General features: G+C 37.3%; 18 protein-coding genes. 4 read left to right on the plus strand and 14 right to left on the minus strand.

Going from position 1 to position 20,546, the window contains the following annotated elements; all coding sequences use genetic code 11:
• Positions 1-553: 553 nt before the first annotated feature.
• The gene (locus ACH63V_RS09660; protein ID WP_396463368.1) at positions 554-1,021 is read right to left on the minus strand and encodes a hypothetical protein; all 468 of its coding nucleotides are present in this window, start codon (positions 1,019-1,021) and stop codon (positions 554-556) included.
• A 434-nt stretch (positions 1,022-1,455) separates the two neighbouring features.
• Between ACH63V_RS09660 and ACH63V_RS09665 the strand changes: the two genes are divergently transcribed.
• On the plus strand, positions 1,456-3,015 hold the full coding sequence (locus tag ACH63V_RS09665) for a phospholipase D family protein (RefSeq protein ID WP_396463369.1): 1,560 nt from the start codon (positions 1,456-1,458) through the stop codon (positions 3,013-3,015).
• A gap of 9 nt (positions 3,016-3,024) precedes the next feature.
• On the opposite strand, the gene ACH63V_RS09670 is transcribed toward ACH63V_RS09665, so the two are convergent.
• The 3 genes from ACH63V_RS09670 to adeR all read right to left on the minus strand — a co-directional run bounded on the left by ACH63V_RS09670 (position 3,025) and on the right by adeR (position 5,514).
• Positions 3,025-3,612 (minus strand): uracil-DNA glycosylase family protein, encoded by a 588-nt coding sequence (locus ACH63V_RS09670; RefSeq protein WP_396463370.1) that lies wholly within the window; start codon positions 3,610-3,612, stop codon positions 3,025-3,027.
• Positions 3,613-3,707: 95 nt separating this feature from the next.
• Positions 3,708-4,793 (minus strand): two-component sensor histidine kinase AdeS, encoded by a 1,086-nt coding sequence (gene adeS / locus ACH63V_RS09675; protein ID WP_396463371.1) that lies wholly within the window; start codon positions 4,791-4,793, stop codon positions 3,708-3,710.
• Positions 4,783-5,514: an efflux system response regulator transcription factor AdeR gene (adeR, locus tag ACH63V_RS09680; protein ID WP_311087617.1), complete on the minus strand. Its 732-nt coding sequence runs from the start codon at positions 5,512-5,514 to the stop codon at positions 4,783-4,785. The genes adeS and adeR overlap by 11 nt, the downstream gene beginning before the upstream one ends.
• A gap of 143 nt (positions 5,515-5,657) precedes the next feature.
• On the opposite strand from adeR, the gene ACH63V_RS09685 reads away from it, so the two are divergent.
• Together ACH63V_RS09685 and ACH63V_RS09690 are read left to right on the plus strand one after the other, a co-directional pair.
• Complete coding sequence (locus ACH63V_RS09685) at positions 5,658-6,824, plus strand: efflux RND transporter periplasmic adaptor subunit (protein WP_396463372.1); 1,167 nt, start codon at positions 5,658-5,660, stop codon at positions 6,822-6,824.
• Entirely contained in the window at positions 6,821-9,928 is a 3,108-nt protein-coding gene (locus tag ACH63V_RS09690) for an AdeB/AdeJ family multidrug efflux RND transporter permease subunit (RefSeq protein WP_396463373.1), read from the plus strand. The genes ACH63V_RS09685 and ACH63V_RS09690 overlap by 4 nt, the downstream gene beginning before the upstream one ends.
• 73 nt (positions 9,929-10,001) lie before the next feature.
• Here ACH63V_RS09690 and ACH63V_RS09695 read toward each other — a convergent pair whose 3' ends face one another.
• The 9 genes from ACH63V_RS09695 to ppk1 form a co-directional block, all read right to left on the minus strand.
• Positions 10,002-10,238 carry a hypothetical protein gene (locus ACH63V_RS09695; protein ID WP_311071070.1) on the minus strand — a complete coding sequence of 79 codons (237 nt, stop codon included), beginning with the start codon at positions 10,236-10,238 and terminating at the stop codon, positions 10,002-10,004.
• Positions 10,239-10,490: 252 nt separating this feature from the next.
• Positions 10,491-10,667 carry a hypothetical protein gene (locus ACH63V_RS09700; RefSeq protein WP_002049853.1) on the minus strand — a complete coding sequence of 59 codons (177 nt, stop codon included), beginning with the start codon at positions 10,665-10,667 and terminating at the stop codon, positions 10,491-10,493.
• 579 nt (positions 10,668-11,246) lie between these two features.
• Positions 11,247-12,299 (minus strand): dipeptidase, encoded by a 1,053-nt coding sequence (locus ACH63V_RS09705; protein ID WP_396463374.1) that lies wholly within the window; start codon positions 12,297-12,299, stop codon positions 11,247-11,249.
• Positions 12,300-12,315: 16 nt separating this feature from the next.
• A complete protein-coding gene (gene pqqE / locus ACH63V_RS09710; RefSeq protein WP_396463375.1) occupies positions 12,316-13,470 on the minus strand; it encodes a pyrroloquinoline quinone biosynthesis protein PqqE in 1,155 nt (384 codons plus the stop codon).
• Entirely contained in the window at positions 13,467-13,751 is a 285-nt protein-coding gene (pqqD, locus tag ACH63V_RS09715; protein ID WP_272373145.1) for a pyrroloquinoline quinone biosynthesis peptide chaperone PqqD, read from the minus strand. Before pqqD ends, pqqE begins: the two co-directional genes overlap by 4 nt.
• Positions 13,748-14,506, minus strand: coding sequence for a pyrroloquinoline-quinone synthase PqqC (gene pqqC, locus ACH63V_RS09720; protein WP_077163918.1), 759 nt, complete (start codon positions 14,504-14,506; stop codon positions 13,748-13,750). Before pqqC ends, pqqD begins: the two co-directional genes overlap by 4 nt.
• A gap of 8 nt (positions 14,507-14,514) precedes the next feature.
• Positions 14,515-15,426 (minus strand): pyrroloquinoline quinone biosynthesis protein PqqB, encoded by a 912-nt coding sequence (gene pqqB / locus ACH63V_RS09725; protein WP_263613723.1) that lies wholly within the window; start codon positions 15,424-15,426, stop codon positions 14,515-14,517.
• A gap of 75 nt (positions 15,427-15,501) precedes the next feature.
• Positions 15,502-15,576, minus strand: coding sequence for a pyrroloquinoline quinone precursor peptide PqqA (gene pqqA, locus ACH63V_RS09730; RefSeq protein ID WP_125698836.1), 75 nt, complete (start codon positions 15,574-15,576; stop codon positions 15,502-15,504).
• A gap of 223 nt (positions 15,577-15,799) precedes the next feature.
• Entirely contained in the window at positions 15,800-17,875 is a 2,076-nt protein-coding gene (ppk1, locus tag ACH63V_RS09735; RefSeq protein ID WP_396463376.1) for a polyphosphate kinase 1, read from the minus strand.
• 306 nt (positions 17,876-18,181) lie between these two features.
• Here ppk1 and ACH63V_RS09740 point away from each other — a divergent pair, with 306 nt between their 5' ends.
• Positions 18,182-19,963: a bifunctional metallophosphatase/5'-nucleotidase gene (locus ACH63V_RS09740; RefSeq protein ID WP_396463377.1), complete on the plus strand. Its 1,782-nt coding sequence runs from the start codon at positions 18,182-18,184 to the stop codon at positions 19,961-19,963.
• 73 nt (positions 19,964-20,036) lie between these two features.
• On the opposite strand, the gene ACH63V_RS09745 is transcribed toward ACH63V_RS09740, so the two are convergent.
• On the minus strand, positions 20,037-20,438 hold the full coding sequence (locus tag ACH63V_RS09745; protein ID WP_077163922.1) for a transcriptional repressor: 402 nt from the start codon (positions 20,436-20,438) through the stop codon (positions 20,037-20,039).
• Positions 20,439-20,546: the final 108 nt, after the last annotated feature.

The raw sequence follows: 20,546 nt of genomic DNA on the forward strand, positions 1-20,546 counted from the left end.
AATTTACTTAATATGATTAAAAGTATAATACTTTAATCTTAAGTCATTTTATGGGAATTCTTCATCTTATGAATTTTCCCACATTTCCTGCACTCTCTTACTTCATCATGTGAAATATCAAAGTCGTATTCCCAGATGTGCATACAGAAAAACTGTCTAAAATTATGGAGCATAGACACCTCCTTTTAAAAAACCAACACATATGAAAGTTCTTTATAGATTCAGAATACATCTAGACTAAACTGTCTACAAGAGAGCCTTTTACCCTATCTTTATTTGAAAAATACGAGAAAAGCTCGGGTTCAATGGAAAAAGAATGTATTTTAAAATTTCTATATCTCCTTCATGAGTGAAGATAATTAAAAACTAACATTGATTTCTGTATCTGTTTTTATAGCGAACAAGCAAGTTATGTTCACAGTGAAAACTTATGTGAATAGATCCATATCAACATAGATTGTTAAGATCAAAAAAAAACCGCCCCAGAAGGCAGTCGCTGAATTTTGACAGCGATACATAGAAGTGTGGTGGAAACACTTCTATATTCTTTAAATTATTTTTCTTCTTTTATCATTTTTATAAAAGCTTCTGATTTAAAGTAGTTGATGATGAGTTCACCATCATCACTTGTCTGTGCTGTTACTGATGAATTTTTAAAGTTATCAAACTCATTATTAAATTTAAAATCTGGAGGAATAAATTTTGAAATAGGTGGAAGTTGTGTCTCCCCACCTGTAGTCATTCTTTCTATAAATCCTGCTAACCATAAGATATATTCATCCTTATTTTTATGACTAGGCATTAGACTAATATCAATCTTAACGGCGCATTCATCTAGTGGTTTTGTCAGACATTCTTCGAAGTCAATAAAGTTATATTTAAGCTTAAATTTAGTGCCTTTAATTTCTTTACGGATTACGCCTATTAAGTTATTTAGGTGTTCCGTGGGACTATCCGAGAAAAGATCTTGTTCTTCAATTTTCTTATATACCTTTTCAGCAATCATTAAATATTGTGGCATTTCCTATCTCCTTTTCCTTCCTATTCTTGGGAGGTTGCTTACTCAGCTTTTTAAGGAAGTATGATAGAAATCATGTGTTTTAATGTAGTTGTTATTGAACTAATTGTAAGTAATGTGAATTTGTGCAGCTCGATTATTTATTAAAGCACAACATATAAAAATAATGAGAATTAAGACACTATTTTATCGATAAAACTCCTAAATTATCGAAATAATTTCTTGCAGTAAAATGCAGCTCACATTGTCAAAATGATCATTAAATAGACCTCTTATGATGTTTTAAAAATATCTTTTAAAACAATATTTTATATGAATTTTAATTTTATGATTTTTTAGAGTACAACAAAATCATACTGTTATTGTGATTTTTGACATATAAATTGAATATAAGAATGCTCAGATAAGCCTAACTTGGATGCAAATTAAATGCTTACATGATCAATCAGCTATATCAGCAATATAGTAATATGGCCTTAAGTGCTTGGGGTTTTACTGATTTACCTTCTTATACAGATAGATACGATTCTAATGAGAAAGATATAGTGATAAAGACAAATAACTGGTTGAATGATGATGCAGCAGAAGAAAAAACGCGTCAGGGTCTTACTGCCTTTGTAGCCCTTGATGATGCATTTATGAGTATCGCCTCACGCATCTATTTAATTAGAAATGCCAAGGAAACGATAGATTTACAATATTACATTTGGACCAATGATTTTGTGGGTAACCTCATTCTGCATGAATTGCTTAAGGCAGCAGATCGAGGAATAAAAGTTCGACTGTTAATTGATGATCAAAACGGCATAAAACTTGATGGCATATTAAGAAGTCTCTCACAGCATACCAATTTTGAAATTAGATTATTTAATCCCTACAAGTTTCGATATCTACGTATTTTTGACTATATTTTTCGGTTCAAAAAAGTAAATCACCGCATGCATAACAAGCTCATTATTGCAGATGCTTCGATTGCAGTAACAGGCGGTAGAAATATTAGTAGTGAATACTTTGAAGCAAGCAGTAAGTTTCAATTTACAGATATGGATATTTTGTTCTATGGAGACGCCGTAAGGCATGCTCAAGCTGTATTTGCCGATTTTTGGGAAAGTACTTTAAGTGTAAATGCAACTACCATTATTGGAACTTGTGCTGAGCATCATTTAAAAGCTTTAAGAGAGCATTATGAACAATTACACCATGAAGACCATAGCCTTACCGAAGATAAGCTTTATGATGCGCAGAGCTATTTAAAAGAGCTTTTAGAGCATAACCCTATTCAGTGGTCTAAAGCACACTTTGTAGCAGACTCGCCCAAGAAGATTTTGGGTACTGCAACTGAACATGAAATGCTTTATGGGCAAGTCATGTCTATTATGGGTAAACCTAAGCAGCACTTAGAACTCGCTTCGGCTTATTTTGTACCTACACAACAAGGTACTTATTATTTAAAGCAACTGCGAGTTGAAGGAATCAAAGTTCGTGCTTTAACCAACTCTTTTGCTGCGAACGATGTTGCGATCGTACATGCTTTTTATAGCCAATACCGCGTAGAAATGCTTAAAAATGGCATTGAGCTTTACGAGTTTAAACCAGTGTTAGAACGGCGACGTAGAACATGGTACGAAATTGTAACGGGTAGTGTTATACCAGCAAAAGGTAAAAACAAATCAAGTTTGCATGCTAAATTTTTTGATGTAGACGGCAAAGTATTTATTGGTTCTTTTAACTTCGACCCTCGCTCTACTTACTTAAATACTGAAGTTGGCTTAGTGATTGAGTCTAACCAATTACAAACCCAAATTTCCGTTATGTTAGATCGGCATTTGCCGCAAGTAGCCTATCAACTAAAACTAAATAGCCAAGGGCAAATTACTTGGCTAGATTATCAGTCGAATGGGCAAGTTATTGAATATGATAAAGACCCGGGAACTAGTCGCTTTCAGAGAACAATGATTAAAGCTGTTTCTTACCTGCCTATTGAATGGATGATGTAATTTTGAATATTACAAGAATCCAATTTCACTAAAGAATTTTTGATAGGCTTCTGCTTTCTTCTCAAGAGCTAATGGATAGGCTCTAGAAGAGGATGGTAACCGATATAAATGAATATTACGGTCTGCAAAGTAAGTTGATGTCGATGTCCCAATTAAAGGTTTTTCAGTGTTTTCAGGTAAAACCGAAATTAAGGTATCAGTGGCTTTGTCGCCTGTCATCATAATCGTCTGACATAAAGGAATTTGCTGAAGTAAAGCAGCCAAATCTGTTGGAGTTACAATTTCCAGAAATTTATCGGAAGCATTACCTTTGAGGCGTTTAATTTGATAAGCCGTATCGAAAATAGCAATACCTGTTTCAGTTAAGAAATTTCGGATCCGTTCTTCATTAAATGTTTTCTGATTTTCACTTAAAAAATAGGTTTTATCTTGGAAGAAGATTAAGCCAAAAATTCTCCACATGTCATTTTGAAAGTTTGGATAGTAAAAGTCCATCTTCCATTTATTACGGGGTGGTGGAAAACTCCCTAGCATTAATAAACGGGCATTTTCAGGTAAAAATGGTTGTAGTGGATGGGTTTCTATCTCAATTATCATAAAAAATCAGTATTTACTTTAAAAATTTATAAGTAACTTAACGCATTTTTAGGTTAATCACGAGTCAAGAAATGCAAATTCTGTTAATCAAAGCGTTAAGTTATTTCATTTTCCTCTTGTTGAGGAATGCTAATTTTAAAAATGCTGTGTGAATTTTGGTTGATGTAATCAACCTGTCCTTTATGTGCAATCACCAGCGCTTGTACAACTGAAAGTCCTAAGCCAGTTCCACCTAGCTCTTTATTTCTTGACTGCTCAAGCCGAAAAAAAGGATTAAATAATTCTTTATGGTGCTCAGCTGAAATACCTGGCCCTTCATCTTCTATTTCTAAAACCCAATCATGTTGATGATATTGGGTTGAAATTTTTAACTTGCCCGGATTTGCATATCGCGTGGCATTATCAAGTAAAGCAATTAAAACTTGTTCTATTCGTCTATGATCGCACTTCACTTCTGGTGCCTGAATATTGAAAGTTACTTTAAGTTGAGCAGTCTGTAGTTTTTCTTGAAACATGTGCACGACTTTATAGGCAGTCTCATTAAAATTTTTCGTTTCAATATTAAGTCTGAGTTGCTGGTTTTCAAAAAGACTTAGAGTACGTAAGTCTTCCACAAGGTTCGACAATCCTTCAACTTGACTCAGTAAATTTTTAAATAAAGCCGGCTCGGGTTTAAAGACACCATCGATAATACCTTGTAGCCGTCCTTGTAAAATTGTGACAGGTGTTCTTAACTCATGGGCAATGGCAGCATTCCAAACGTGCGCGTTTTGTACAGAAGTTTCAAGCTTTTGTGCCATATCATTAAAATTATGCATCAGTTCAGCAATTTCGGAAGTATGATGCACAGGGCTGTCCACACGTGCAGATAAATCACCCTGACTAATTTTTTTTGCTGCATCTGCTAATAGATTAATCGGCACAATAAAACGTTGAGCAAGTTTAATACCTAAAATAATTGAAAATGCCGTACCAAATAGAAGCACGGCGAATAACCATACGCCGTCTAAATAGTGGAAAAATTCATCGCTTTCTTTTAATTTTTCAAGAGAAATAAGACCAACTTCAATCGCAACATAATAGGTACCATAACCTAATATAAGCGAACTCAACGTAACAATTAGACTGGTAAAGCTAAGAGCAATAATCAGTTGTTTACTAATACCAGTTTTATTTTTCATGCGGATTGTCCAAACGGTAGCCTACCCCACGAACATTAATTAGCATGTTCTCTAAACCTAGCTCTTCCATTTTCTTTCGTAGCTTACTGACATGGCTATCAACTGTACGCTCAAGCGCATCACGATCTGGTAAGCAATGATTCATCAGTTCAGAACGGGTAAAAACTTTATGTGGATGAGGTAGCATTAATAGCAAAATTTTGTATTCAGTCAGGGTCAAATTAAGCGCTTGTTGCTTGTTACCTAAATATATATAAGCAGTATGAATTTCGGTATTAACCTCAATATTTTTATAAATCAGATTTCGGTTAGACATTTGCTGGTTTTGTTGAGTACGTCGTAGTACTGCTTGTACACGTGCAACCACTTCATTGGGATTAAATGGTTTTACGACAAAGTCATCTGCCCCAATTCTTAGAGCCATGACTTTATCAATTTCTTGATCTAAAGCAGTTAGCATAATCACAGGTGTAGCTGCTTTTTGCCGAATTTTATTTAGAACTTCCCATCCACTTAATTCGGGCATTTTTATATCGAGTATGACCAAATCAATAGGCTGAGTTGCATGTATTTCAATGGCCTGCTTACCATTCATGGCTCGTACGACACGCATGCCTTCGCGTTTTAAATAATGCTCGATAATATCGCCAATATCATAGTCATCTTCCACCACAAGAATAAGCTTGTCTTGACAATTAAACGTAAAGGTTGACTCGAACATAGCAATAAAACACGAGAAAAATTTGATTTATGATACGCGCATTTTTCCGCAAATCTCCACACTTTTTCCACACATTGGTGATTTTTGTTACACACACATCAAAAATAATGCCAGCATCTAGAAGTCTATTAGGTGTTACAAAAGTGCAGAAGCATTTTTTAGTTCCATTCATATTCTCAATTAGTCTTGCTTTGTATGGCTGTGGTAAAGAACAAGCGACAGATCAAGCTCAAGCGCAAGAAGCTAAAGTGACTGTTTTAGCAATTCAACCGCAGTCGGTGAACTTTAGTGAAAATCTACCTGCGCGTGTTCAGGCTTTCCGTACAGCCGAAATTCGTCCTCAGGTAGGTGGTATTGTTGAAAAAGTTCTGTTTGCACAAGGTAGTGAAGTTAAGGCTGGACAACCTTTATATAAAATAAACTCGGAGATTTTTGAAGCTGATGTAAATAGTAATCGAGCTGGCCTAAACAAAGCTGAAGCAGAAGTTAATCGTTTAAAAGTACAACTTGAACGCTATCAACAACTCTTACCAAGCAACGCAATTAGTAAGCAAGAAGTAAGTAATGCGGAATCGCAATATCGACAAGCGATTGCAGATGTTGCTCAAATGAAAGCTTTGCTTGCTCGCCAAAATCTTAATTTACAGTACGCCACAGTGCGAGCACCAATTTCCGGTCGTATTGGTAAATCATTTGTGACCGAAGGTGCTCTAGTCAGCCAAGCTGATAGCAATACGATGGCTACCATTCAACAAATTGACCGAGTGTATGTCGACGTAAAACAGTCTATTGGTGAATATGAGCGCTTAAAGGAAGCTTTACAAAGTGGCGAGTTATCTGCCAACAATCAAAAGGGTGTGCAAATTTTAAATAGTTTGGGACAACCTTATAACGTGTCGGCAAAAATGCTTTTTGAAGATATTAATGTTGACCCTGAAACGGGTGATGTCACCATCCGTATTGAAGTGACCAATCCTGAAAGAAAATTACTACCGGGCATGTATGTGCGCGTCAACATTGAACGCGCATCTGTTCCTCAGGCTTTACTTGTTCCGGAACAAGCTATTCAGCGCAATATGAACGGCGACCCACAAGTTTATGTTGTAAATGCCAAAGGTGGTGCAGATATACGTCCTGTAGAGCTGGGCCAACAATATCAACAATTTTATCTCATCAATAAGGGCTTGAAAGCTGGAGATAAAGTTGTCGTTGAAGGGATTGAGCGTATTCAGCCTAACCAAAAGCTAGCGATTTCAGCATGGAAAGTCGCCTCGGCAGAAAATACGGTGAAGCAAGGAGATGCTAAATGATGTCTCAATTCTTTATTCGCCGCCCTGTTTTTGCGTGGGTAATTGCGATTTTTATTATTTTATTTGGTGTACTAAGTATTCCGAAGTTGCCTATTGCACGCTTTCCGAGTGTCGCACCGCCTCAGGTGAACATTACAGCAAGCTATCCTGGCGCTACTCCCAAAACGATTAATGATAGCGTTATTACCCTCATTGAACGGGAAATGTCGGGAGTAAAAAACTTACTCTACTATAGCGCGACAACCGATTCGTCAGGAACCGCTGAAATTACTGCAACGTTTAAACCCGGCACTGATGTCGATATGGCTCAGGTCGATGTACAAAACAAGATTAAAGCGGTTGAAGCCCGCTTACCGCAAGTTGTTCGTCAACAAGGTCTAGCAGTCGAAGCATCGTCTTCAGGCTTTTTAATGCTGGTCGGTTTAAACTCACCTAACCATCGTTATTCAGAGGTCGATTTAAGTGATTACTTGGTCCGTAATGTGGTCGAAGAGCTTAAGCGTGTTGAGGGTGTCGGAAAAATTCAGTCTTTTGGTGCTGAAAAAGCAATGCGGATTTGGGTTGACCCCAATAAATTGATTTCTTATGGTCTATCGATTAGCGATGTAAACAATGCGATTCGCAGCAATAACATTGATATTGCACCAGGTCGGCTTGGTGACCGCCCTTTAGTTAACGGGCAGCTAATTACAGTGCCTTTATCTGCTCAAGGGCAACTCGAAACAGTTGAGCAGTTTAAGAATATTAGCTTAAAGAGCAATATTAGCGGTGCTCATATTAAGTTATCGGATGTAGCCGATGTAGAAATGGGCGCACAATCGTATAGCTTTGCAATTTTAGAAAATGGTAAACCTGCAACGGCTGCGGCAATTCAGCTTAGTCCTGGTGCAAATGCAGTAAAAACAGCCGATGCGGTAAAGCAGAAACTCGATGAATTAAAAGTAAACCTACCCGAAGGAATGCAATTCAGTATTCCTTATGACACTGCGCCTTTCGTTAAAATTTCGATAGAAAAAGTAGTTCATACCTTACTTGAAGCCATGGTGCTGGTTTTTATTGTGATGTATGTATTTCTTCATAATGTTCGCTATACCTTAATTCCTGCGATCGTAGCACCAATTGCCCTGCTCGGCACCTTTACCATCATGCTTTTGACAGGTTACTCAATTAATGTGTTGACCATGTTCGGTATGGTGCTTGCCATCGGAATTATTGTTGATGATGCGATTGTGGTGGTCGAGAATGTTGAACGGATTATGGCAACTGAAGGCTTATCGCCTAAAGAAGCGACCTCTAAGGCCATGACCGAGATTACCAGCCCAATTATTGGTATTACCTTAGTGTTGGCGGCTGTATTTCTACCTATGGCTTTGGCAAGTGGTTCGGTTGGTATTATCTATCGCCAATTTACGATTACCATGTCGGTTTCAATTTTATTCTCGGCATTTTTAGCTTTAACTTTAACTCCTGCACTTTGTGCAACCTTGCTCAAACCAATTGATGCGAACCATCAAAAAAAAGGGTTTTATGCATGGTTTGATCGAAGCTTTGATAAAGTCACAAAAAAATATGAAGTTATTCTTTTAAAAGTAGTTAAACATACGATTCCGACATTCATCATTTTTGTGGTGATTACAGGCCTAACTTTTGCCGGTATGAAATATTGGCCAACCGCTTTTATGCCTGAAGAAGATCAGGGCTGGTTTTTAACTTCGTTCCAATTGCCTTCAGATGCAACTGCAGAACGGACTCAAAAAATTGTCAAAGAGTTTGAAGGTCATCTAAATGAACAATCAGATGTAAAAAGCAATATTTCAATTATGGGTTGGGGATTTAGTGGCGCTGGCCAAAACGTTGCGCTTGCTTTTACAACCTTAAAAGATTTTGGCGAACGGGATAAATCTACAACTGACTATACCAACTTTGTTAATGCAGAAATGGCGAAAAGTAAGGAAGGTACAACGATGTCTGTACTTCCTCCAGCCATTGATGAGTTAGGTACATCTTCAGGCTTTAGCTTGCGTTTACAAGATAAGGCCAATTTAGGAATGCCGGCTTTAATTTCAGCGCAAAATAAACTCATGGAAATGGCCGCTCAAAACAAAAAGTTTTATATGGTTTATCCAGAAGGCTTGCCACAAGGTGACAATATTAGTTTGAAAATAGACCGTGAGAAGTTAAATACCTTAGGTGTTAGCTTTGCTTCTGTTTCAGATATTATTTCGACTTCTATGGGGTCTATGTATATTAATGACTTCCCAAATCAGGGCCGTATGCAGCAAGTTATTGTTCAAGCCAATGCACAATCGCGAATGCATTTAAAAGATATTTTGAACTTGAAGGTTGCAGGCGCAAATGGACAACTGGTGTCTTTATCTGAGGTGGTTACTCCGCAATGGAACAAGTTACCGCAGCAATATAATCGATATAATGGCCGTCCTTCATTAAGTATTGCTGGGGTTCCTAATATTGGAGTTTCTTCAGGCGATGCAATGCGAGAAATGGAAAAATTGATTGCTAAACTTCCTCAAGGCATTGGCTATGAATGGACAGGTATTTCTTTGCAGGAAAAACAGTCTGAATCGCAAATGGCATTTCTCATTGCTTTATCGATGTTGGTCGTATTCTTAGTGTTAGCTGCACTTTATGAAAGTTGGTCAATTCCACTCTCCGTTATGTTGGTTGTTCCTTTAGGTATTTTTGGAGCTATTTTGGCCATTATGTTAAGAGGAATGCCAAATGATATTTTCTTCAAAATTGGTCTGATTACTATTATTGGTTTGTCTGCCAAAAATGCGATTTTAATTGTTGAGTTTGCAAAAATGCTTAAAGAAGAAGGTATGAGCTTAATTGAAGCGGCGGTTGCGGCAGCGAAGTTACGTTTACGTCCAATTTTAATGACTTCCCTTGCCTTTACTTGTGGTGTAATTCCGTTGGTAATTGCAAGTGGTGCGAGTTCAGAAACTCAGCATGCTCTAGGGACTGGTGTATTTGGAGGTATGATCTCTGCAACTATTCTGGCTGTATTTTTCGTGCCGGTCTTCTTTATTTTTGTATTGGGAGCCGCAGAGAAACTATTTTTAAAGAAGAAAACTAATCCATAAAACTGATTGAGGCGAAACAGTTAAGTGTTTCGCCTCAATCATTTCTTTTATATTCATGCTAAAACCAAATTGTTTAAGAGTTTAAGACCTTAAAGACTTTGCCTGTTCTTGGATGAGCAAAGGTATTGTCTTGATCTAAATTGATGACTTTGTCTGAAATTACAATCTTGGAAAGCGGTAACCAGTTTTGCTCTATTGCGGTTGAAGCCAAATTTTTTTCAAGCGCATTTTCAAAAATTTGCTCTACTACGATTTCCATACCACACATACTTTTTGCATTAACTTCTTTTAAAATATGACGTTTAGACATTTTAGTCTCCATTTTTTTATTCTTAACGTTAAAAATGATAAAGGGTGTTTTGCTACAACATGTAAAATTTAGCATTTGAAGTGTTTTTTTTGTTTTAAACATATTTATTTAATAATTAAATGAATAGTGAAATAATTATTTCAAATAGGAGTTATTATTAAACTAGCTTATAAAAAAGCTTAATTATTTTAAGTAAATTTAATTTATAAGACTATATTTAAAGGGTTCACGTATGAACCCCTTTATTTAACTTTAAACCTGTACAGCATTGTCGAGTGAACTATCATCTTTATTTTTATTATTATCCTTACTAATCAAAGAGTCAGTATCGCTATCGGTACTAAAGCTCTTACTGTTTTTTTGCTTCTTCTTGTACACGCACATGCCAATAGCAATACCTGTTCCTAGTACTAAAATTGATTTTAACATTTTGCACCTCTTCAGTTGACGGAGAAACTTTTGAGAAATCAACTTAAATTAATAGCACATTCTTTGTTATTTAAGGACTTTGATTTGAGTCGCTTTTGTAAGGTATTTAATTTTTATGTTAATTGAAGAGTGTAATAGTTTCATAAATAAATTTTGATACAAAGCAAAAAGCCTATTCTAAAAATAGAATAGGCTTTCTACTGTATTTCAGGATTAAGCAGTATTATTAATTGCTTTATGCAATCTTATTTATCTTTAAATACAATTCCAATGTATTTAATGCTGAACTTTTAGTCAAGATGGGAAAGGGATCATTTGCAATTAATTGGTCATTCTTGTGATGAGATTCACATTTTATAATTGGGCAATAAAAAACGCCCATTTCTACTTCTCATAAAGAAATGGGCGCATGTGAAAACCACTAAAGACCTGAAATACCAAATGTTCTTACATTTAGTAATATCGATTCTAATTAATTTACCGAATGGTTGACAATTAAACTATTTGTACTTTTTCTAGTCATTTCGGCCAATAAAAAATGCAAAATAATTCGCTATTTTTAATATGTTTAGCAATAAATTATTTATTTAGAATACAATTTAGTACGGTTAACCAGTTAGAAAAACAAATCTTTTCTATAGTCTTATTTGAATAATGCCTTTTTTGCATTGCTTCAATGAGTAGTTGTAGCCCCCTAACATCTTCAATTTCATGGCTAATGAGTGCTCCATCAAAGTCGGAACCAAAACCGACATGATCTTCCCCCATTTGATCTATTAAATATTCAAGATGCTCTAAAAGTACATCAATGGATGTGTTGGCATCACGTTGCCCGTCTTTACGTAAAAAAGCCACATCAAAATTTACCCCAACTATGCCTTTAGAGTCTCTGATCGCTTTGAGTTGGTCATTTGTTAGGTTTCTGGCTTGTGGACATAAAGCATGGACATTCGAATGAGTCGCGACAATTGGCTGCTGAAGAATGTGAGCTGTATCCCAAAAAGCTTTTTCATTCATATGGGAAACATCAATCACCATTTTTTTATCAGCACAGCGCTTTATAAATGCTTTGCCCTCGTGTGTAAGGCCAGCTCCCGTATCGGGTGAATGGGGAAATTTAGCGTTTAAACCATGTCCAAAACGACTGGGTCTATTCCAAAGCGGTCCAATGCTACGAAGCCCTGCATCATAAAATACATCGAGTAAATCTGGATTGTGCTGTAATGCTTCGGCGCCTTCCATATGCAATACAATGGCTAACTTTTGTTTTGCTAAACAGTGCTGAATATCCTGAACAGTTGTGCAAATTTGAATATCGTTAGAATATTCAGCCAGTTGTTTTGCTAAATCGAGTTGTTCCAGACAAATTTGTTCAATTTGCTGTTGTGTGAAGTCAGATGAAGTTTGGTCAAAAAGCTTATTAGGATGGTGCTGCTGAACATAGGCAAAAGGTGGCAAGAAAATAGCAAACATACCGCCAACAAAGCCTGCTTCTTGACAGCGTTTTAAATCGAGATGTCCCGCTAAACGGTCATGAATAAAAGCTTGAGCAGGATTGCGATGATCGCTTAACCACAGGCGCGTTAATGCATCGTTATGACCATCAAAAACAGGAACTGAGCCATGATTCATATTTACGTTCTCACCGCTATTCATCTGCAATATTTTGAACAGGAATATTTTGCTGAACCGTAAATTGCTTTGAATTTTTAGTGTTACGGAACACCAGTTTTTCTAGTGAGGAATCGAGTTCGCTCTCGGCACGTGCCTGTTCAATCAGCTGATGATATGGCGATTTACCACAGACAGGGTCTGCATTGCTTGCATCGCCTGTTAACATATAGGCTTGGCAACGACAGCCACCAAAGTCGCGGTCTTTATCTGGACAACTACGGCACCCTTCTGGCATCCATGCATCGCCACGGAAGTGATTAAAACCTGTAGATTTATACCAAATATTGGAAAGGCTTTGTTCACGAACATTTGGGAAAGAAATAGGCAACTGTCTAGCGGCGTGACAAGGCAAAGCCATACCATCTGGCGCTACCGTAAAGAAAATTTTACCCCAGCCATTCATACAGGCTTTTGGTCTTTCTTCGTAATAGTCAGGGACTACAAAAATAAGTTTGCAAGGATGATTTTGCGCTTTTAACTTGTCGCGATATTCATTGGTAATACGTTCGGCACGTATGAGTTGTTCTTGTGTTGGTAATAAACCCTGACGGTTTAAAAATGCCCAACCATAAAACTGACAAATTGCTAACTCGACTGTATCTGCATTAAGTTCAAGGCAAAGCTCGATAATTTTATCAATCTGGTCAATATTATGCCGATGGATCACAAAATTAAGAACCATCGGATAATCATATTTCTTAACAAGTCGGCACATTTCATACTTTTGTTCAAAAGCATGTTTTGATCCTGCCAAAGCATCATTAACAACTGGGTCACTTGCTTGAAAGCTAATTTGAATATGGTCTAGGCCAGCTTGTTTTAAATGAGAGATACGCTGTTCGGTAAGTCCCATGCCTGAGGTAATGAGATTGGTGTAGAACCCGAGTTGGTGTGCATGTGCCACAAGCTGTTCCAGATCTTGACGTACTAAAGGTTCACCACCTGAAAACCCGAGCTGTACAGCACCCATTTGCCGAGCTTGATTGAAAACGTCAAACCACTCTTGAGTAGTCAGTTCATTTTTGTGCTGTGCGTAGTCTAAAGGGTTCGAGCAATATGGACATTGTAGCGGACAACGATACGTTAGCTCCGCTAGTAGCCATAGGGGTAAACCAACACCATTGGTCATATAAAATCAATCCAGTGCTGTTGCTGGGCAACTAACATGTAATCAATAACATCGTTGTCAATTTCGGCTATATCGCCAAATTGTTGCTTGAGTTGGGCAATAATGGCAGAAACGTTATTTTTTCCATCAATATACTGTCCAATGGCCCCTGCACTTTCATTTAATTTGATCATGCCTTCAGGATATAAAATCACAAAGCCATTTTGAGCGGGTTCAAATTGAAAGCGATAACCTTGTCGCCATGTCGGCACAAGATTTATATCAAATTGTTCTTTATTCATTTAAATAGTCCTTTGTGCCATACCCGTTCTTTGGTCACGCTATGATACGGTGCTTCATTGTGTACGTATGCCAGTGTTAAGGCATCTAAAATGCTCCATAAAATATCCAGTTTAAATTGCAATATTTCCAGCATTCTTTGTTGTTGTTCATGTGTGGTAAATGAATCAAGCGTGATTGTTAAACCATGTTCAACATCACGGCGTGCTTGACTTAAACGAGAGCGGAAATATTCATAGCCCTTGTCATCAATCCAAGGGTAATGCTGTGGCCATGACTCAAGTCGTGACTGATGAATTTGAGGCGCAAATAGCTCAGTTAAAGAGCTGCTTGCTGCCTCACGCCATGACGCACGGCGTGCGAAATTTACATAGGCATCTACGGCAAAGCGTACCCCAGGTAAAACTAATTCTTCGGAAATAACCTGTTCACGGCTCAAACCAACAGCTTCAGCTAAACGTAGCCAAGCCTCTCGGCCACCACCGTCAGGATATTCACCATCCTGATCAATCATGCGTTGAATCCATTCCTGACGCACACGTTGATCAGGACAATTTGCCATGATCGCGGCATCTTTGAGTGGAATATTGATCTGATAGTAGTAGCGGTTTGCAACCCAAGCCTGAATCTGTTGCTGGGTCGCTTTACCTTCATACATCATCACATGAAATGGATGATAGATATGATAATACTGACCTTTATCAATAATGGCTTGTTTAAATTGTTCGGTTGTTAAAGCTTCAGGTGTTTGAGTCATGTTTCACCTTAGAGTTCGATCTGCATGCCATCATAGGCAACCTCTACACCATTTGCCTTTAGTTCGGCAAACTGAGCGGAGTCTTCATTTAAAATCGGATTGGTATTGTTAATATGAATCAGCACTTTTTTCGGTGTATTGAGTTGGTTCAAATAAGACAGTGAACCACCTTCACCACTAATATATAAATGCCCCATTTCACGGCCAGTTTTTTTACCTACACCCGTTTGTTGCATTTCATCATCGGTCCAAAGTGTACCGTCAATCATGACACAATCAGAACTTTGCATAATCTGCATGATTTGATCGTCAATCTTTCCAAGCCCTGGCGCATAAAACAACTGTTTTTGCGTTTTATGATCTTTGATGATTAAAGCAATATTGTCGCCTTCATGCGGGTCATGGCGATGTGGCGAGTATGGCGGCGCAGCGCTTTGAATAATTAAAGGTAAAAATTCTAAATTTTCGAAACCATCAATTTTAAAAGCTTGTTTAGGATTAATTTCATTGTATTGAAGACCGCCATTCCAATGCTTCAACATGTTAAAGACTGGAAAACCTGTGGTCAGGTCTTGATAGACCATTTCAGTACACCACACATTCATTGGACAGCCTTCGCGTAAAGTTAACAGTCCAGTGGTATGGTCAAGCTGGCTATCCATTAAAATAACGTTGGTAATGCCCGTGTCACGTAATTTACGCGCAGGTTGAGCTGCTTTAAAATCAAATAATTGCTGGCGGATATCTGGTGATGCGTTTAATAAAATCCAGTCTACGCCATTTTCTGAAATCGCAATTGAAGATTGAGTACGTACTTTGGCATTAATCGTACCTGTACGCACACCATGACAATTAGGACAATTACAGTTCCACTGAGGGAAGCCGCCTCCAGCTGCTGAACCTAAAATATAAATATACATAAAATTAATATCTTATTAGAAAGACATAAGCCCTAGAACAAAACTAGGGCTTATGACAGATTTGAATAGAAATAATTAACGTACTTCAAAGTACATTGTTACTTCAAAACCAATACGTAAATCAGTGAAAGCTGGTTTTGTCCATTGCATAAATTTTTCTCCAGTCAGGATTAATCTTGTGAAATGAATCACTTGATCAAATCTTATAAAGCAATTAAAAATTTATTCTAATTAAAAATGTCACGTTTGTAGATAAGCTTGGTACAAGATATTGTTCGATAATTGTGTTTTTTGTCCAAATTTTAATAACTCCTTATCAATTAAAGGTGATTAAAAGGCCATAGCAGATGTATATTCTTCTATGACGGATGTTTTACACGGCTGAGTTCATTAAGTGTTGCTGCGCAATATAAAGCTCTTGCCCCTCTTTAGGCTGACATTGCACCCAAGTTCCATCGGCTTGTAGCTCCCACGCTTGACGATTATCTTTTAGATAATTGTTTAGCCCATCTTCAATCACTTGTTTCTTTAATTTTTTACTTTCAATTGGGAAGCAGGTTTCGATACGCGAGAACAAATTACGTTCCATCCAGTCTGCACTAGCGCAAAATACTTTTGTATCACCATCATTATAAAAATAGTAAACCCGAGTATGTTCTAAATAGCGTCCAACAATTGAACGTACTCGAATGTTATCGGACAACCCTGCAACTTGTGGTCTTAAACAGCAAATTGAGCGAATAATTAAATCAATTTGTACACCCGCTTGGGAAGCTTTATAAAGTGCGCTAATGAGCTGTGGTTCAGTGAGTGCATTCACTTTAATGATGATATGTGCCTTCTTGCCAGCAAGACGATTTTTAATTTCCTGCTCAATAAGCTCTAGCAACTGAGAGTGCAAGGTAAAAGGTGCATGAAAAAGTTTTTTAAGCTTCGCCATTTTGCCCATACCAGTCAGTTCTTGGAAAATCTTATGTACGTCTTCACAAATTTCAGCATCACTGGTAAGCAGGCCAAAATCGGTATAAATTTTGGCATTCACCGCATGATAGTTGCCTGTACCTAAGTGGACATATCTTTTCATTTTGTCTTGTTCACGGCGAACGACCAAAATCATTTTAGCGTGAGTTTTATAGCCAACAATGCCATACACCACAACCGCGCCCGCTTCTTGCAATACGTTGGCTACTTCAATATTTGATTCTTCGTCAAAACGTGCCCGTAACTCAATGACCGCAGTAACTTCTTTTCCATTACGCGCAGCTTCTGCCAAAAGTTGAACAATTTCCGAGTTGGCGCCACTACGGTATAAGGTTTGTTTAATTGCCAAGACATTTGGATCTTGTGCAGCCTCACGAAGGAACTTGATAACAGGTGCAAAAGAGTCAAATGGATGATGAAGTAAAACATCGCCTGCTTTTAACACATCAAAAATTGGCTTTTTGCTATAGAGAAGTTTTGGTAAAACTTGTTGATACGGTTTATAGCGTAAATCTGGCAAATCAAAGTTTGAAATAAAACGGGCTAAGTTGACAGGACCATCGACGTAATAAAGATGTTCAGCATCTAAATCAAATTGTTCTAATAAATAGTTAGCAATTTCTTCAGGACATTTTTTTGCTACTTCCAAACGAACCGCTTGGCCAAAACGGCGTGAAGACAATTCACCCTTTAAAGCTGCAGCTAAGTCTTCTACATCTTCAGAAACTGTTAAATCGGCATTTCTGGTTACACGAAATTGGTGGCAGCCTGTCGCTTTCATGCCGGGGAATAAATCGGAAATGTGCTGATGAATAATAGCCGAGAGCAGAATGTAATGCTCTGCACCACCAGAAATATGTTCTGGAATTTTAACAAGTCTTGGTAACGAACGCGGTGCCGGTACAATAGCTAAATCAATTTGGCGTCCGAAAGCGTCTTTACCTTCCAAAGTCACAATAAAATTAAGGCTTTTATTGACCAATCTTGGAAATGGATGCGCAGGGTCTAAACTAATTGGAGTAACTACAGGTTGTACTTCTTTAAAAAAGTACTCTTTAATCCAGTCTTTATGCTTTTCTAATATATCGCCGTGCTGAATAAAGTGAACGCCATAACCTTGTAGCTGTGGCAACAACGTATAATTTAAAATGTTATATTGCTCTTCAACGGCTTCATGCGCATTTTTCGAAATTTGCTTTAATACTTCTACTAATGGCAAACCTTCTGGCCCAGTTGCTTGACTCATTAAGCTAATTTTCTGGATTAAACTTGCCACACGGATTTCGAAAAACTCATCCAGATTACGCGAAAAAATGATTAAAAAATTTAAACGTTCAAGTAATGGGTGTTCAATATCTTTGGCCTGAGCAAGCACTCGTTTATGAAACTCTAATAAAGAGAGTTCTCTATTAATATATGTCTCTAAATTATGCTGGTTTGAGCTAGATAAAGTAGGTAATGATGTCATTCTTGACTCTTATAATTGATAAAAAGTGAACATGAATAAAAAAGATTAATTTAGTAATGTATAACCGATTTTATTCACCGGACATTTTGTAACTGTTTTATTGCAAATTCATGAATTTTTTATGAAAACCTTAAAATTAAGATCTATTTTAGCGCCTTATCTATTTCCTTTTGATCATGCTTATCTACCATCATCTTAGCATTATTTTTTTAAAGATCATCTGGTTTTGATTAAGATTTAGTTTTCATCAAATATTCACACAGTATGCGTATTTTTTATGCATCTTAATTCACCAATTGATAAAAAATGACGACTTTAAATATATTGTTTAAGACAACATCTTTATGTCTGGCGATGGCTTTATTAGCCGGTTGTAATGATAACAATGACAGTGATTCAAATACATCTGCACCACGAAGTAACCAGACTGTCGATATTTTAGCTTTTAATGACTTTCATGGAAATTTAGAACCGCCTAAACGTTATGTTGACGCAGCTAACCCAAATGATGCATCTCAGACAGTACGTATTCCAGTTGGGGGTGTGAGTTACTTTGCAGACGCAATTAAGAAACTTAGAGCTCAAAACCCTAATAATGCTGTTGTTTCAGCGGGTGACTTAATTAGCGCTTCCCCACTGACTTCTTCACTATTTTTAGATGAACCTACCATTGATGTCATGAATGATATTCAAATTGACTTTAATGCAGTGGGTAACCATGAGTTTGACCGCGGTACAGATGAATTACGTCGTTTGCAAAATGGTGGCTGTCAACAATATACAAGCACAGCACCCTGCCAAATTAATAAAAACTTTAGTGGTGCAAAATTTAACTTCCTTGCAGCAAACGTCGCGATGAAAAACGATGCAAGCAAAACGATTTTTCCAGCCTATAAAGTCAAAACTTATGGCGGAATTCCGGTTGCATTTATTGGTTTAACGCTTAAAGCGACTCCAAGTATTGTATCTGCGGCGGGCATTAAAGACGTTGAGTTTCGTGATGAAGCCGATACGGTAAATGCCCTAATTCCTGAACTACAAAAACAAGGCATTCAGGCATTTGTGGTGGTAGTCCATGAAGGTGCAGCACCAAGTACTAAGCTTAATCAAAAAACATGTGATGGTTTAAGTGGGCCTATTTTAGGTATTTTAGATCGCTTAAATCCGGCAGTTGATATTGTTGTTTCAGGTCACACACATCAATCTTATATTTGTGACTATGCAACTAAAAACCCGGCTAAACCGTTCTTACTGACTTCAGCTGGTCAATATGGCACACTGATTACCGATATTAAGATTGAGCTAGATGGTAAAACCGGCGACATCATTAAAAAAGATGCTAAACAAGTTCCGGTTCAAAGTGAGGCCTATACTTCAGGTACCACCACTGTAAGCCTTACAGATCTTTATCAAAAATTTAGTAAGACACCAAGTATCGAAGCGATTTTAGACAAATACCGTCAAGCAGTAACTACTATTTCTGGGCGTGTGGTTGGAACGTCTACTGCCGTTGTGAGCCGTACTCAAGTCGAAAGTGGTGAAAGTCCGTTAGGCGATATGATTGCCGATGCACAGCAAGCCTCTGCTCTTAAAGCAAGCGACCAAGGTTCAGACTTTACACTCATGAACCCAGGCGGTGTACGTGCCGACCTACTGATTAACAGCAGTAACCAAATTACCTTCGGTGATATTTTTGCGGTTCAACCTTTTGGTAATTCGATTGTGACGCTGAGCTTAACCGGTAAACAAATTCGAGATGTGCTTGAGCAGCAATGGACTGGTGGAAATGCAAGCTCACCTAAAATTTTACAACCATCTAAAGAGTTAAGTTATCAATATTCAGCAAATACAACTGTTTCACCGAGAGCAAGCAATATTATGATTGCTGGTTCCCCATTGGTTGACACCAAGGTATACCGTGTAACAGTCAATAGCTTCTTAGCAGATGGTGGTGACAACTTTACGGTGTTAAAGGATGGTCAGAACCGTGTTGGTGGTGGTCAAGATATTGATGCCTTTGAGAGCTATGTTGCTAAAAATTCACCGTTAATTATTCCGGCTACGACCCGAATTAAAGTCATCAAGTAATTGATTGAGTGACGTATAAAGGACAGTAGAAGCTGTCCTTTATTTTTTTATATGAAAATTTAGAAGGGATTCTTTATTCAGTATAGAGATTAAGTTCTACACTGCTGATGTCTGCTCCAGTATTTGCAAAAATAATATCCATAACTTCGTGCAATAGTTCCTTCACTTTTTCATGTTCAAAGCTTGAAGTTTCGGCTGTTTTTAAGCAAATCAGATTACAACTCATTTTGTCTTTTCTGAGTTTATAAATACTTTTACTTTTTCCCAAAAACACTCTTTTGACGAGTTTACGATTTTCAAATTCAGATAAAATTCGGTAAATAGTTCCTAGCGTAATTTTATATTCATTTTTAAGTTGTGCATAAATACTATCGGCACTTAAGCCGTGAGGGTTCTGATTTAAAATTTCAAAAACCTGTATTCTCGATTTTTTTATCGGTAGTCCATTTAATAATGATTTTGATATTGTCGTCATGTTAATTAACCTTAAAGTTTAGAAATATAGAAAGTTTTAAAAATTATTTTGTCTATATTTACCTGAAAATTATGGATATTTACTCACTAAAAAGCTCAAAGCCTATTC

Source organism: Acinetobacter sp. ABJ-A23_2 (assembly GCF_044538765.1).
Lineage (GTDB): Bacteria > Pseudomonadota > Gammaproteobacteria > Pseudomonadales > Moraxellaceae > Acinetobacter > Acinetobacter nosocomialis_A.